This is a genomic window from Gilliamella sp. W8126 (assembly GCF_016102185.1).
GTDB lineage: Bacteria > Pseudomonadota > Gammaproteobacteria > Enterobacterales > Orbaceae > Gilliamella > Gilliamella apis_A.
The window spans coordinates 1-15257 of record NZ_JACFPE010000009.1 but is presented as its reverse complement, the minus strand read 5'-3'; the positions used below and the strand labels follow the sequence as shown (position 1 = coordinate 15257).

Sequence of the window (15257 nt, the reverse complement as noted above, 5' to 3'; positions counted from 1 at the left end):
ATGACATTTCTTCGAATTTATAAAATATTAACGGTATTTCGAGCTTATCGATTAGATGAACTATTACCAAAACATCGAACCTCAACATGGTTTAAATTGTTGTTGATTAGTCTATTTTGGGTTAGATCTAAAGCAAAACAACAAGATATTGGTGAAAGATTGCGTCTAGCCTTACAAGAGTTAGGTCCGGTTTGGATAAAGTTTGGACAAATGGTTTCAACAAGGCGAGATGTATTACCGAAACATCTTGCTGATGCATTAGCCAAACTGCAAGATCAAGTAGCTTCTTTTGATGGACAAATTGCCAGACAAATTATTGAATCAGCTCTTGGTTGTTCTATAGATGATTATTTTACCGATTTTGAGGAAAAACCATTAGCTTCTGCTTCTATTGCTCAGGTGCATACTGCAACTTTAAAAAGCAGCCACGCCCAAGTTGTGATTAAAGTCTTACGCCCGAATATTTTACCTATAATTAAATCCGATATTCGCTTGATGTATTGGGCTGCTAATCAATTTACTAAACGGATTAAATTTGGTGAAAAGTTACGTGCGGTTGAAATTGTTAGTGATTATGAAAATACACTTTTGAAAGAGCTTGATCTACAAAAAGAAGCTTATAATACTGCTCGTTTACGGGATAATTTCATAAATAGTGAGATTTTGTATATTCCTTATGTTTATCAAGATCTTTGTCGAACAAATATTTTAGTAGAAGAACGAATTTATGGTACACCAATAGCTAATATTGATGAACTTAAACGAAATAGTGTCAATATGAAATTGCTCGCCGAACGTGGTGTTCAAGCTTTCTTTACACAGGTGTTTCGAGATAATTTTTTCCATGCTGATATGCATCCAGGTAATATCTTTGTTGATATTTCTGAACCGCAAAATCCCCGTTATATTGGCATAGACTGTGCAATTGTTGGTGTACTAACTGAAGATGATCAGCGTTATTTAGCTGAAAATTTTCTCGCCTTTTTCAATCAAGATTATCGACGAATTGCGCAAATTTATATTGCTTCTGGTTGGGTGCCAGAAACAACTGATGCAACGGCATTAGAAATGGCTATGCGTAGTGTGTGTGAACCTGCATTTGCCAAACCATTAGGTGAAATTTCATTTTCTCAAATTTTATTAGCTTTATTTCAAGTTGCTCGTCAATTTGAAATGGATATTCAGCCGCAATTAACATTACTTGAAAAAACCTTATTTTATATAGAAGGATTAGGACGTCAGCTATATCCAGAACTCGACTTATGGCAAACTGCTAAGCCATTTCTTGAAAAATGGTATGAAGATAAGTACAGCGCTAAAACGTTATTCCAGCAAGTATGGACCTCGTTACCGGAGTGGAAGAACATCCTAGTTGACCTGCCAGTAAGATTAGGTGATCAGGCTCGTATGACTAAACAGATGCATAACCAATTAAAACAGATTAATCAAGAATTACAACGAGGCAAAAAACGCTATCGTTGGTCGTTGGCCATTCTTAGTCTAGTTTGTGTTTTGTCTATTGTAACACTGGTTGTACATTGAAATAGTTATTTTTGGGAATATCACCATTTAAGTGTATAATTTGACTACCTAACGCTATTGGAGATAGTTATCATATGCCTAGTTTGCCCAAACTACTGATATTTGTTGCTGTTATCGTACTATTATTCGGAACAAAAAAATTGCGTTCATTGGGCTCTGATCTTGGGGCTTCAATTAAAGGTTTTAAAAAAGCCATGAATGACGATGATGACAAAAAAGAGACTGATGATTCACAAAAAGTTGAACATCTTGACTCATCAGCTAATAACCACGCCGATAAAGAGTAACCCGTGTTCGATATTAGCTTTGGTCAGCTACTATTAGTATTAATTATTGGACTGGTTGTATTAGGACCGGAACGTTTGCCTATTGCAATTAAAACTGTTGCCGGATGGATTAAAGTACTCCGTCGCATGTCAGCAACTGTCCAGTTAGAATTGAATAAAGAACTCAAACTGCAAGAACTACAAGATAGCTTAAAAAAAGCCGAACAAAGTGGTTTGAATTCTCTTACCCCAGAACTGCAAGCATCAATTGATGAATTAAAACGGGTAACCGAATCACTGCAAAATGAGATTAATTCAGTCAGTCAAATTGATACAACAATTCATTCAGATAAAGATAAATTATGACAGACGACGCAACCCAACCACTTATTGGACATCTGGTCGAACTAAGAACAAGACTTTTACGCTGTATCATTTGTATATTACTAGTATTAGCATGTTTGCTTTATTTCTCAAATGATATCTATCATATTGTTGCTAATCCGCTTATCAGTCAATTACCTAAAGGTAGCAGTATGATTGCCACCGATATTGCCGCCCCTTTTTTTACACCAATTAAACTGACGGCCGTTGTTGCAATATTTATTTCTATTCCTTATCTTTTATATCAAGTTTGGGGATTTATTGCTCCGGCTCTATATCAACATGAAAAACGGCTGATTATGCCATTAATTATTTCTAGTACGGTACTTTTTTATATCGGTATTGCGTTTGCATATTTTGCTGTATTTCCTTTGGCATTTTATTTCTTTATCCATACAGCACCTGTTGATGTCGCGATAAATACTGATATTACAAAATATCTTGATTTTGTCATGACACTATTTATTGTATTTGGTTTTGCATTCGAAGTGCCTGTGGCGATTATTTTGCTTTGTTGGACTGGCGTTACTACTCCTAAAAATTTACGTAAAAAAAGACCTTATATTATTGTCGGTGTGTTTGCTGTAGCGATGTTTGTAACCCCACCGGATGTATTTTCTCAAATTTTATTAGCTGTACCTATCTGTTTATTATTTGAAATAGGGACATTTTTTGCCCGTTTTTATCAACCCAGAAAAAAAATTCAACCAGACGATGAATCTGTTGGGGATTAATAATAAATCGATAAGTGATTTACTGAATAACAAGTAAAGGATATATGACCATAATGAAAACTTCACTTCCTGAGTTTAATCAAGCAAAAGTTCTGGTAGTTGGCGATATTATGTTAGATCGCTATTGGTATGGTGGTACTAACCGTATATCACCAGAAGCACCAGTGCCAATTGTTAAAGTTGATGCTCTAGAAGAACGCGCTGGTGGTGCAGCCAATGTCGCTATGAATATAACCTCTTTAGGGGGGGGCGCAAGATTAATTGGTTTTACCGGTATTGATGAACCAGCCAAAGTACTTGATGAACAACTGACTAAACGTAATGTCCATTGTGATTTTGTATCAGTCTCAACTCATCCAACAATTACCAAATTAAGAGTTTTATCTAGAAATCAACAACTCATTAGAATTGATTTTGAAGAAGGTTTTAATAATGTTGATCATACACCTATTTTAGAACGTATTGAAAGTGCACTTTCAACCTCTAAAGTATTAGTACTATCTGACTATGCCAAAGGTGCTTTAACTGCTGTACAAGCAATGGTTAAACAAGCTCAAAAAGCAAATGTCCCAATATTGGTTGATCCGAAAGGTACTGATTTTGAGCGTTACCGTGGGGTAACATTATTAACGCCAAATATGTCTGAATTTGAAGCAGTTGTTGGTGTTTGCAAAACAGAGCAAGAAATTATCGAAAAGGGCTATCAACTGATTAAACAATACGATTTCAAAGCACTGCTTGTCACTCGTAGTGAAAAAGGGATGACGTTAATACAGTTAGATAAACCTGTTTATCATCTACCTACGCAAGCCAAAGAGGTATTTGATGTTACTGGTGCTGGTGATACGGTGATAGCGACCTTAGCTGCTTCATTAGCCGCAGGGCAATCTCTTGAGGAGAGCTGTTTTTTAGCAAATGCAGCAGCAGGTGTTGTGGTTGGCAAGTTAGGGACATCTACGGTATCTCAAGTTGAATTAAGTAACGCTATCCGAGCTCGTGCTGATGATGGTTTCGGTGTGATGACTGAAGACACATTAAAAGAAGAAATTCGCAAAGCGCGTCTTCGTGGTGAAAAAATTGTCATGACTAATGGTTGTTTCGATATTTTACATGCTGGGCATGTCTCTTATCTTGCTAATGCCCGTAAACTTGGCGATCGTTTGATTGTGGCGGTAAATAGCGATGCTTCGGTAAAACAGCTTAAAGGACCATCACGTCCAATCAATCCATTAATGCAAAGAATGATTGTTTTAGGTGCGCTTGATTCTGTTGATTGGGTTGTTCCTTTTGAGGAAGAGACACCGCAACGATTAATTGCTAGCATATTACCAGATGTACTAGTTAAAGGTGGCGATTATAAACCAGAAGATATCGCTGGTGGCAAAGAGGTTATTGAAGCTGGTGGTGAGGTTAAAGTACTGAATTTTGAAGATGGTTGTTCAACCACGAATATCATTGATAGGATTAAACAACAAGAATAATGTATTTCGGTAATTGGCTATTTAATTGGGTAGCCAATTACTCAAATATACAATAATTGGTGTTCAAATTTTTCATTATTTGATATTTAATTCACTCAAATAAATAGTTATTTGAGTTTTGAAAAATAAAATCTTAAATAATTAATAAGGAATAGGATAATGAAAACAAAAGTGACTTTATTGTTAATGGGCTTTCTGATTGTCGCTTGTCACCGAGTACCGCAACACAAATATCGTTATGAAGCAAATATCAATGATCCTCAACTTGTTTTCACTACAGAAACTGATTATCCAACCTATTTTTCGTTAAATATTTATGATGGTAAAAGTAACACATGTTCTAATTATCAGAGTCTTGGCTATGTTTTTCGCCATAAAATTGTACCATTTAATATTTATCCTAAATATGTTCCTTCGGTAGAAGTGAAAACTCCTAGTAATCAAATCGTTACTGTTATTGGTAAATCAAGAGATGATAAATTCGTCTGTACAACAAAATATCAGCAATTCACTCCAGAATTAGGGAAAATATATAGTATTCTTTACAAACTTGAAAATAACAAATGCCATCTTGAGATTAGCGAAAAATTGAATTCTAAACCGGTTAATTCTCAGGCTTTAAATAGATGTTTTTAGTAAGTCAGAAACTATTAAAAAAATCATTAATACGATTATATTAATGAATAAGACCAATCAATAGTTAATAACTATCATTAAATTTCATATTTAATACTTTTTTTATTGTCCGCTTTGTGCAAAGCTATTAATCATTATTTGCTAATTTATTTAAAGGATTTTTTATGACTAAACATTATGACTATATTGCTATCGGTGGTGGTAGTGGTGGGATTGCCTCTATTAATCGTGCTGCATCATATGGTAAAAAATGTGCAATTATTGAAGCTAAGTTACTTGGTGGAACTTGCGTAAATGTTGGCTGTGTACCGAAAAAAATTATGTGGTATGGTGCACAAATTGCTGAAGCAATTAACCATTATGGCCCTGATTATGGTTTTGATACCACTATTAACCATTTTGATTGGGACAAACTTATTGCAAGTCGAACTGCTTATATTGAGCGTGTCCATCAATCTTATGATCGTGTTTTAAACAATAATAATGTCGATGTGATCCATGGTTATGGCAAATTTGTTGATGCAAAAACGATTGAAGTTAATGGCGAACATTATAGTGCCGATCATATACTTATTGCTGTAGGTGGAAAGCCAACGATTCCAAATATACCTGGAGCGCAATATGGTATCACTTCTGATGGATTTTTTGAGTTAAAAGCACTTCCTAAACGAGTAGCAGTAGTTGGAGCTGGTTATATAGCTTGTGAAATAGCCAGCGTGTTACATTCACTTGGCGCAGAAACACATCAATTTGTTCGCCAAGGTACACCTTTACGTGCTTTCGATCCACTTATTGTGGAAACATTAATGGAAGTAATAACTAATGAAGGTCAGCATTTGCACACTTTTGCAATCCCTTCTTCTGTTACTAAAAATGATGATGAATCATTGACGTTAACATTAGAAAATGGTGAGAGTTATACTGTTGATTGCTTAATATGGGCAATCGGTCGTGAACCAGCAACAAAAGAAATGAATTTATCTGCTGCAGGTATTAAAGTTGATAACAATGGATTTATTATTGTGGATGAGTTTCAAAATACTAGTGTTGCCGGCATTTATTCGGTAGGGGATGATACAGGCGCCGCAGCATTAACCCCTGTAGCGGTGGCTGCCGGTCGTCGATTATCGGAACGACTATTTAACAATAAACCAAATGAGCATCTAGATTATTCTAATATTCCAACAGTGGTGTTTACTCACCCACCGATTGGTACGGTTGGTTTAAGTGAACCGCAAGCTATATTGCAATATGGCCCAGAAAACGTCAAAGTTTATAAATCTACTTTTACTGCTATGTATACCGCGGTCACGTCGCATCGACAACCTTGCCGAATGAAATTAGTCTGTGTTGGTGAGCAAGAAAAAATTGTTGGTATTCATGGCATTGGTTATGGTATGGACGAAATATTACAAGGGTTTGCTGTAGCATTGAAAATGGGAGCAACCAAAAAAGACTTTGATAATACTATTGCAATTCATCCAACAGCAGCGGAAGAATTTGTTACAATGCGTTAATATTTATCATTTATCTTACTTTTTACCGAAAACAGGGCTATTGCCCTGTTTTTTATTAATAGTCTTTAATGATCTGATTTATTTTGCCAGCCATTTTGGGCTAATGAAGTAAAGCCAACTACAACAGCTAGTAAAGCGACAGCTGAAATATAAATACCTGCGCCAAGATAACTAAATTCGCCTAATAAGTGATCTGGGCTTAACAAATAAATAGTTAACGTTGGGGTAATTGCACTAAATAGTGCGTAGGCCAAATTATAAGAGAACGATAATCCAGAATAACGAATTGCTGGTGGAAACGTTCTAGTGCCGATAATTGGTGTCATGGCTATCGAGCCGATAAACAAACCAAATACTGCCCAAATAGAATAAAGTTTAGTTAATGATATATCTGCAGTTAAAGAACTATAAAAATAGATACTGACTACTGCTAAGCCACCCCATGTGATGATAACGGTTTTTGCTGTACCTAATTTATCATCTAACCAACCAGCAATAACACAACCAATAGATAAGGTTAAAGCAGCAATACAACCACCGATACGCCAATCAAGATTTGCAAAATGGTACATACCACCAACAATGCGTCCAGGAGTAATTAAAATACCGACCATAATAGCGGTGGATAAAGACCAAGTTAATAATGCGACAATCAAACATGCCGTTTTGTGTTTTTTTAATACGGTAACCACAGGTATACTTTTTTCTAAAGCTTTACGTGCAGCTAACTCTTTAAAAATTGGCGTTTCAGATAAAAATTTGCGTAAATATACTGAAATAACCCCAAAAATACCGCCAATAATAAAAGGAATACGCCATGCATAATCCAAAATATTTTGGTTAGTAAAATAGAGATCAATAATAATTGTAACGAAAAAGCCAAGTAAGATACCACCAGTAATGCCTGAGGTTAAAGTACCGACACCTAAACCATAACGTTGTTTTGGGGTATGTTCTGCGATAAATACCCATGCGCCAGGCATTTCACCACCGATAGCCGCGCCTTGTAGCATCCGCATCAATAACAATAATAATGGTGCTACAATACCAATTGTTTCATAAGTAGGCAAAATACCAATGATAAAAGTAGGTAAAGCCATCATCGCCACACTTAAGGTAAACATTCTTTTACGACCAACTTTATCACCAAAGTGCGCCATAATAATGCCACCAACAGGGCGAACCAAGTAGCCGGCTGCAAAAATTCCCCACGCAAATAAATCTAACGTTAACGGCGATAATGTATGGGGTAAAAATAACGGTTTGACAATGGTATCAATGTAGAGTGCATAGATAACAAAATCATAAAATTCTAATGTTCCTCCTAAAGAGGATAATATCAATGTTTTTAAATCTTTGCTGTTCAATGGACGTGCCACTGGTTGCCATTCAGCATTAATCTCGGACTGACTCATGAAAAAACCTTATTGTTATAGTTAAACTGATATAGTCAATTAAGAAAATAATTATATATTGACTAAATCTTAATCGTGAATGGTCATTCTGCCATAAAAAATAGATATTTTTTTAATCATAAAAAAATTTAATCAACAGTAATTATCTGCTGGTTAGATTTATAATATAAATTTAGGGATGATTTAAATAAACACTCAATTTATTTATCAAGTATAATAATCTCAAAATATTAAGTTAGAATAACTATGAAAAATAACCAACCAAAACGTTGTAGTTGGGTTAGCAATGACCCGTTATATATTGATTACCACGATAATGAATGGGGGCATCCACAATATGATAGTTTAAAACTATTTGAAAAAATCTGTCTTGAAGGTCAACAAGCAGGGTTATCGTGGATTACTGTTCTAAAAAAACGAGATGAATATCGTCGATGCTTTTTCAATTTTGAACCACAAAAAATTATCCAATTAACGGCGACTGATATAGAATCATTACTTGAAAATGAAGGCTTAATTCGTAATCGTCTAAAACTTAACAGCATTGTAAAAAATGCTCATGCTTACTTAGCAATGCAGAACAATAATGAGGATTTTTCTCAATTTATTTGGTCCTTTGTTAATGGTAAACCTATAATTAACCACTTTAATGACATAAGTGAAGTTCCAGTTAGCACCGAAATATCAGATAGAATGTCAAAAGCATTAAAAAAGAGAGGATTTTCTTTTGTTGGATCAACGATCTGTTATGCATTTATGCAATCGATGGGATTAGTTGATGACCATTTTGAAACTTGTTTTAAAAAATGAGAGGTATTAGATGATAATCATGAAATTAATTAGATGGTTACTGATATTAATACTATTTTATTTTATTCTTTGTAATATTATTATTTTTATTTTTGCTTACCAAAAACCAGCAGCGAATGCTGATACTCTGGTGGTATTAGGTTCACAAGTCGTGGGCACTCCAGCACAAGCTCCTTTAACGTTACAAATTCGCTTGAATACTGCGATCAATTATTTACAAGCTAATCCCAATACAAAAGTGATTGTATGTGGGGGGCAGGGTAGTGATGAATCGGCGACTGAAGCGAGCGTGATGGCTGATTATTTAATCCAAAAAGGTATTGAACCTTCAAGGGTCTATTTAGAAGATAGATCAAGGCGAACAGCACAACAATTTGTGTATGCTAATCAAGTTTTGCCATTAGGAAAGACCGTTGTGGTAACTAATGATTTCCATATTTTACGTTCAATCATGTTAGCTAAACGATCCAATATTGGTGATATTTCTGGTTTGTCAGCACCATTAAGTTATAGCAATTTTGATAAATATATCGCCATGATAAGAGAACCATTAGCTTTACTTAACTCATGGCTATTTGATCATCCCTTAGATTATGTTGAAACTAAAAATGATAATTAATCAGTCCCATTGCTTTAGACTATTTCACTTTACAGATTTTTAATGGTTGTCGTGGTATGATTAACCATTGCTATTTAAATTAAAATTGATAAATATGAATACAGATACAATTGTTGCACAAGCGACACCTCCCGGTCGTGGTGGTGTCGGAATATTGCGTGTTTCCGGCCCTAAAGCGCAAGATATTGCTAAAGCCGTTTTAGGTATTTTACCTAAGCCGCGTTATGCTCATTATTTACCTTTTTTAGCATCGGATGGTACAACCTTAGATGAAGGGATTGCTTTATTTTTTCCCAATCCACACTCATTTACGGGTGAAGATGTGCTTGAACTACAAGGGCATGGTGGTCCAGTTATTTTAGATTTACTATTAAAACGTATTTTAGATATTCCTGGTGTGCGGATTGCAAGGCCGGGTGAATTTTCAGAGCGAGCTTTCTTAAATGATAAATTGGATCTAGCACAAGCCGAAGCCATCGCTGACTTAATAGATGCCAGCTCAGAGCAAGCAGCAAAATCAGCCTTATCATCTTTACAAGGGGTATTTTCTAAAAAAATTAATACACTGGTTGAATCATTAATTCACCTACGTATTTTTACTGAAGCTGCTATTGATTTTCCAGAGGAAGAGATAGACTTTTTATCTGACGGGAAAATAGCTGCAGAACTTGAGCAAGTCATACAACGATTAAATGAAGTCCGTCAAGAAGCTAAACAAGGTTCATTATTGCGTGAAGGCATGAAAGTTGTCATAGCGGGTAGACCTAATGCCGGTAAATCAAGTTTACTTAATGCATTAGCAGGACGAGATGCCGCTATCGTAACGGATATAGCTGGAACAACGCGCGATGTTTTACGTGAACATATCCATATTGATGGAATGCCTTTACATATAATCGATACTGCCGGCTTACGTGAAGCTAGTGATGAAGTTGAACGTATTGGTATTGAGCGAGCATGGCAAGAAATTGATCAAGCCGATCGCGTTTTATTTATGGTCGACAGTACAACAACTAATGAGACAAATCCAGAAAAACTCTGGCCAGAATTTATTGAACGTTTACCGAAAAACATACCAGTCACAGTTATTCGCAACAAGGCTGATTTAACTGGTGAACCGTTAGGTTATAGTGAACAAAATGGCTATTGTCTTATTCAACTATCAGCAAGAACCGGTGAAGGTATTACATTATTACGTGATCATCTCAAACAGGTTATGGGCTTTACTAGTAGCACCGAAGGTGGTTTTCTGGCCCGTCGTCGACATCTACAAGCACTTGAGAAAGCAGCAGAGCATTTAAATAATGGTCAATATCAACTTACCACATTCCATGCTGGCGAACTATTGGCGGAAGAACTTAGATTGGCTCAAGAAGCGCTAAGTGAAATTACTGGTGAATTTACGTCTGATGATTTATTAGGACGAATATTCAGTTCATTCTGTATTGGCAAATAAGTTTTATCTACAGATAACTAAATATTTTAAACAGATTTTTCTATTTCAAAACCCATATAATTTTTTAAGTTATATGGGTTTATTTTTCAGTGTTTGTAAAAATTGTTTTATAAAAGTTTTAATTAAAAAACAGGGATAGATGCGAAAAGATTTATCCCTAATTTAAAATGATAAAAAAGTTATGCTAACTTATTTATTCTTGCCGGCATTATTGGGCACTAAAATTAAAATTGAAATAAAACATAACAGACAAAAGCCAACATTAATCCACAGTCCAATTGCCGCCGCTGTGGCGACACTTTGACCGCTGGCAATAACTGCAGCATAGGTTGAGGCTGAAATAGCGACACCAAATGCCCCCCCTAATGAGCTTGCCATTTTATATATTCCTGATGCAACACCAACTTTATCTTCCGGAGCACTAGCTATTGCGGTATCAATTGATGGTGTAGCGTAAAAACCTAAGCCAAGACCCAATAAAATATAGCCGGCTAACACCGAAATAATATAAAACATGTCGGGTAAGAAAGTCAGCGTCATCAAGGCAATACCTGAACCGGTAATTAACGGCCCGAGTAACATTGGTTTTTTCGCCCCGACTTTTTGTAAGATCTTTTCACCAACTCGAATCATACATAAAACCGAAACTAAATAACCTATGGTCAATAATCCATTTTCGAAAGGGGTAAAGCCTCTTCCTTGTTGGGTATAAGTACTGGCAACAATTAAAGTACCGGCCACAGAATTAAGTAGAAAGTTAGATAAGGTAGCTCCACGATAAGGGACGTTCTTAAACAGTGAAAAATCTATAAATGCGCCATTAGCTTTACGATTTTCTATAGCAAAAAATAAAATCAGAAAAACCAAACATATCGTAGCGAGTGATAATGTCATTACACTAGTCCAACCAAAAGTAGATCCTTTGGTGATGACAAGGTTTAACGTAACTAAAGTGATCACAAAAACGAATAGCCCAACATAATCAAATTTGGGCAAACTTGATGGATCGTCAATTTTAGTTTCTGGTGTCCCTTTCAATAACAGCATACCTAACACAGCACAGATGATTGAGATAATAAAAATCCATTGCCAACCTAAATAAGTGGCTATTGCTCCACCGGCAAGTACACAAGTTCCTGAACCACCCCAAGAGCCAATTGACCAAAAACTCAATGCTCGTTGACGATCTTTACCTTCATAATAGGTTTTCACTAATGCCAACGTCGATGGCATAATACAAGCAGCAGATAAGCCTTGAATAATCCGACCAATGGTAAAAAGTACTTCACCTCGGGCTAAGATCAAACAAAGACAACCAATAATACTTAAAATAAAACCTAAATAGGTAAAACGAACTCGGCCAAAGCGATCAGCGAGTCCGCCAGCAACGACAATAAAACAACCAGAAAACAGCGCGGTTAAACTGACGGCTAAATTGAACGATGCAGGAGTGATACCAATACTATGTTGAACCGCCGGCCCAACATTGACTATAGACTGAGCAAAAAGCCAAAAAGTGATCACCCCTAATACAATACCTAAAGTTAATCGGTTGTAACTTTTAAACTGCTTTGCTGGAGAATTTTTTGAATTTGACATATTTATTTTTGACATAGCTGCACATTAATCCTTATATGTTTAAATAGTTTTCAGTTAATGCCACCCAATATGATGCAGCGGTAACAATACATTTATCATTAAAATCATAACCAGGATTGTGCACACTACAAAAACCGGGTTCATCGCCATTACCTATAATCATATAGCAGCCATTAGGATTACTTTCTAACATAAAAGCAAAATCTTCACTGCCCATAAAAGGATGACAATTATCATGCACGCGATCTTCACCGACTAATTTTTGTGCGACTTCTAATGCAAATTTGGTTGCATCTGCACCATTATTCAATACCGGACTACCATTCACATGCTCAATTTGTACTGAGGCGCCAAAACTCTCTGCTTGTGCAGTTGCAACTTCGCTAATCCGTTTAAGTAATAAAGCACGAGTATCGTTATCCAGTGCTCTAACCGTTAACTTCATTAGTGCATCGCTATTAACAACATTCGGCGCTTCACCTGATTGAATACAACCAATCGTGATAACGGCTTGCTCAAATGGTGACACATTACGAGAAACAATGCTTTGTAAGGCTGTGCCGATATAACAAGCGACAAGCGTTGCATCAATCCCTCTTTCTGGCATTGCACCATGGGCACCTTTACCTTTAATATGAATATGGATCGTATCGGATGAGGCCATAAGAGCGCCGGCTTTGAAATAAAAATGACCTTCTTTAAAACCTGGCATGTTGTGGATACCGAAAATAACATCGCAAGGAAATTGTTTAAATAAACCGTCATCAACCATTACTTTTCCACCATATAACAACTCTTCAGCTGGTTGAAAAATAACATGCAAAGTGCCATCAAAGTGACGGGTTTCGGCAAGATATTTGGCTGCACAAAGCAAAATAGTGGTATGACCATCATGGCCACAACCATGGAATTTGCCATGGGTTTGACTGCTCCACGGTTTTCCGGATGCTTCAATAATTGGTAGCGCATCCATGTCGGCTCTAATACCAATTTTTTTATCACTAGTACCATTTTTTAAGACACCAACCACACCGGTTTTTGCTAAACCACGATGTACTTCATAGCCCCACTCAGCTAATTTACTTGCCACTAAATCGCTGGTTTTATGTTCTTCAAAACCTAATTCAGGATGTTGATGAATTTGATGGCGAATATCAATAAACTCTTGCTCTGTTTTTCTAATCGTTTCCATAATATGCTGCATTTTAGGCTCCTAATTAACCTGAATATCGTTATGAAAAAAATAAAAAGAAGGGAACTACACATCTAAACTATGATTAAAACTATGATTAAATGTAAAACCTGCAAACAACTTAATCAGTAAAACAGCTTAGATGAATAAATATACAATAACCGCTATTCTTGTGAATGTCGATAATTTCTATACGGTAATATTTGAAAATTGTTGTGTTGAACTAGCATTGAGATATGATTTGATCGAAAAAATGAACAAAGAGTACGTTAAACTAATCGTATTATTATCGATTTTGAAAAGTAGTTTTAACTAACAGCGATGTTTTCATTAATTTAGTTAATTAATCTGAATGTCAGTAATGCTCTAATTAACTTTTTCACACCATAAACTAAAAATTATTTTTTCAATGATGCAGATTTAATTTAAATAACTTCTAAAAATTGGCTTGGTACATTCTCCGTTAACTAAACGCCATTATCGGCTAAATAAAACTTGATACCTTGTTGATACATAGTTAAAGCACTAACTCTTAATACAACTGGTTTTCCATGACGTTTACCAACGGCTACAGCTGTTTTATTATCAATTGAAAGATGAACATAATGACGTTCGCCCGCAATCAAACCTTGTTGAATGATTGAATCTAGAAAACGGGTTGCTGTACCATGATATAAATATTCAGGTGGGATTTTTTCTACATGTATTATATTTACTTGATTAGTCGAATGTCCTTGAGCTGCGCGTATTTTCAAGCCATCTTCGGACAGAGTAAAGCGTTTTTTATCACTAGTTATAACGACTTGGCTAATTAAATCTTGCGACAGTTGTTGACGATGTTTATTCGCTTGCCGAATTAAAACATCTATTCCAACCCAACCATTACTATCTAATGTGATACCAATAGATTCTGGTTTATGCCTTAAAACATAGCTTAAAAACTTACTAGTGTTCTCTAAATCTTTACTCGTGCGCTTAATATTTGACTTCTTGCTCATGTGCTAAATATTTTTACTATCAAATCATAAGTTAGATGCTATCTTTTATTAAAAGGAATACAAGGTATATTTATAAAAAATGTTAAATAGTAATAAAGAAATGGTCTCTGTAGATTCCATAATTGAATATGAATCTAATTTTAGTTTTGTTGCTTTTGATTAGCTTAATAATGCTACATAATACATTGCAGATAATTTTGACAAGATGGTTTTTTAAGTATTCTTACTTATAATAAATTCCGGATATTTCTTTAACGGTTAAATTGGCATAGTATATTTAATAGAATGTAAACTTATTTTCATAAAATTGAAGTTAAGCGTAATGGTTTATTAAATAATAATTACTATTATTTAATTCCAAAAAGGCAAAACAGATTATTTTAAATGATAAATATCCTAGCTTTATCATCAAGATATCTTCGTCATTTTACTGTTACTCATCTAACCACTCTGTACTAAAAATAAACATAAATTTGTCATAACTAATTGATTAATCGAATAAATGTATTTAAAAAATTTAAACAAAATCCCCAAAACATTTATTACTGATGTTTATAAAAAAAAGGAGCGGTTAATCGAATAAGTAATTGAAATAAACAATACGAATG

Annotated in this window: 13 protein-coding genes and 1 pseudogene; 10 read left to right on the top strand and 4 right to left on the bottom strand. The window is 35.2% G+C overall.

Annotated features, from left to right (window positions below; genetic code table 11):
- The 7 genes and pseudogenes from ubiB (at position 1) to gorA (ending at position 6560) form a co-directional block, all read left to right on the top strand.
- Entirely contained in the window at positions 1-1542 is a 1542-nt protein-coding gene (ubiB, locus tag H3S74_RS11680) for a ubiquinone biosynthesis regulatory protein kinase UbiB (RefSeq protein ID WP_198247936.1), read from the top strand.
- 74 nt (positions 1543-1616) lie between these two features.
- Complete coding sequence (gene tatA, locus H3S74_RS11675) at positions 1617-1829, top strand: twin-arginine translocase TatA/TatE family subunit (protein ID WP_086353849.1); 213 nt, start codon at positions 1617-1619, stop codon at positions 1827-1829.
- 3 nt (positions 1830-1832) lie between these two features.
- A pseudogene (tatB, locus tag H3S74_RS11670) lies at positions 1833-2156 on the top strand (Sec-independent protein translocase protein TatB); the annotation flags it as partial.
- 14 nt (positions 2157-2170) lie between these two features.
- On the top strand, positions 2171-2926 hold the full coding sequence (gene tatC / locus H3S74_RS11665) for a twin-arginine translocase subunit TatC (protein ID WP_198247935.1): 756 nt from the start codon (positions 2171-2173) through the stop codon (positions 2924-2926).
- A gap of 53 nt (positions 2927-2979) precedes the next feature.
- Positions 2980-4407 carry a bifunctional D-glycero-beta-D-manno-heptose-7-phosphate kinase/D-glycero-beta-D-manno-heptose 1-phosphate adenylyltransferase HldE gene (gene hldE / locus H3S74_RS11660; protein ID WP_198201211.1) on the top strand — a complete coding sequence of 476 codons (1428 nt, stop codon included), beginning with the start codon at positions 2980-2982 and terminating at the stop codon, positions 4405-4407.
- A 159-nt stretch (positions 4408-4566) separates the two neighbouring features.
- On the top strand, positions 4567-5043 hold the full coding sequence (locus tag H3S74_RS11655) for a hypothetical protein (protein ID WP_198247934.1): 477 nt from the start codon (positions 4567-4569) through the stop codon (positions 5041-5043).
- 164 nt (positions 5044-5207) lie between these two features.
- Positions 5208-6560, top strand: coding sequence for a glutathione-disulfide reductase (gorA, locus tag H3S74_RS11650; RefSeq protein WP_086362870.1), 1353 nt, complete (start codon positions 5208-5210; stop codon positions 6558-6560).
- Positions 6561-6625: 65 nt separating this feature from the next.
- Here gorA and H3S74_RS11645 read toward each other — a convergent pair whose 3' ends face one another.
- A complete protein-coding gene (locus H3S74_RS11645) occupies positions 6626-7975 on the bottom strand; it encodes an MFS transporter (RefSeq protein WP_110448402.1) in 1350 nt (449 codons plus the stop codon).
- Between the two features lie 246 nt (positions 7976-8221).
- Between H3S74_RS11645 and H3S74_RS11640 the strand changes: the two genes are divergently transcribed.
- The 3 genes from H3S74_RS11640 to mnmE all read left to right on the top strand — a co-directional run bounded on the left by H3S74_RS11640 (position 8222) and on the right by mnmE (position 10860).
- Positions 8222-8785, top strand: a complete 564-nt coding sequence (locus H3S74_RS11640; RefSeq protein WP_086358677.1) for a DNA-3-methyladenine glycosylase I — start codon at positions 8222-8224, stop codon at positions 8783-8785.
- 19 nt (positions 8786-8804) lie between these two features.
- A complete protein-coding gene (locus H3S74_RS11635; protein ID WP_198247933.1) occupies positions 8805-9404 on the top strand; it encodes a YdcF family protein in 600 nt (199 codons plus the stop codon).
- Positions 9405-9498: 94 nt separating this feature from the next.
- Positions 9499-10860 (top strand): tRNA uridine-5-carboxymethylaminomethyl(34) synthesis GTPase MnmE, encoded by a 1362-nt coding sequence (gene mnmE / locus H3S74_RS11630; protein WP_198247932.1) that lies wholly within the window; start codon positions 9499-9501, stop codon positions 10858-10860.
- 189 nt (positions 10861-11049) lie between these two features.
- On the opposite strand, the gene H3S74_RS11625 is transcribed toward mnmE, so the two are convergent.
- The 3 genes from H3S74_RS11625 to H3S74_RS11615 all read right to left on the bottom strand — a co-directional run bounded on the left by H3S74_RS11625 (position 11050) and on the right by H3S74_RS11615 (position 14649).
- The gene (locus H3S74_RS11625; protein ID WP_232354897.1) at positions 11050-12474 is read right to left on the bottom strand and encodes an MFS transporter; all 1425 of its coding nucleotides are present in this window, start codon (positions 12472-12474) and stop codon (positions 11050-11052) included.
- Between the two features lie 16 nt (positions 12475-12490).
- Positions 12491-13663, bottom strand: a complete 1173-nt coding sequence (locus H3S74_RS11620; RefSeq protein WP_198247931.1) for a M20 aminoacylase family protein — start codon at positions 13661-13663, stop codon at positions 12491-12493.
- A 455-nt stretch (positions 13664-14118) separates the two neighbouring features.
- Positions 14119-14649: an RNA 2'-phosphotransferase gene (locus tag H3S74_RS11615; protein ID WP_198247930.1), complete on the bottom strand. Its 531-nt coding sequence runs from the start codon at positions 14647-14649 to the stop codon at positions 14119-14121.
- Positions 14650-15257: the final 608 nt, after the last annotated feature.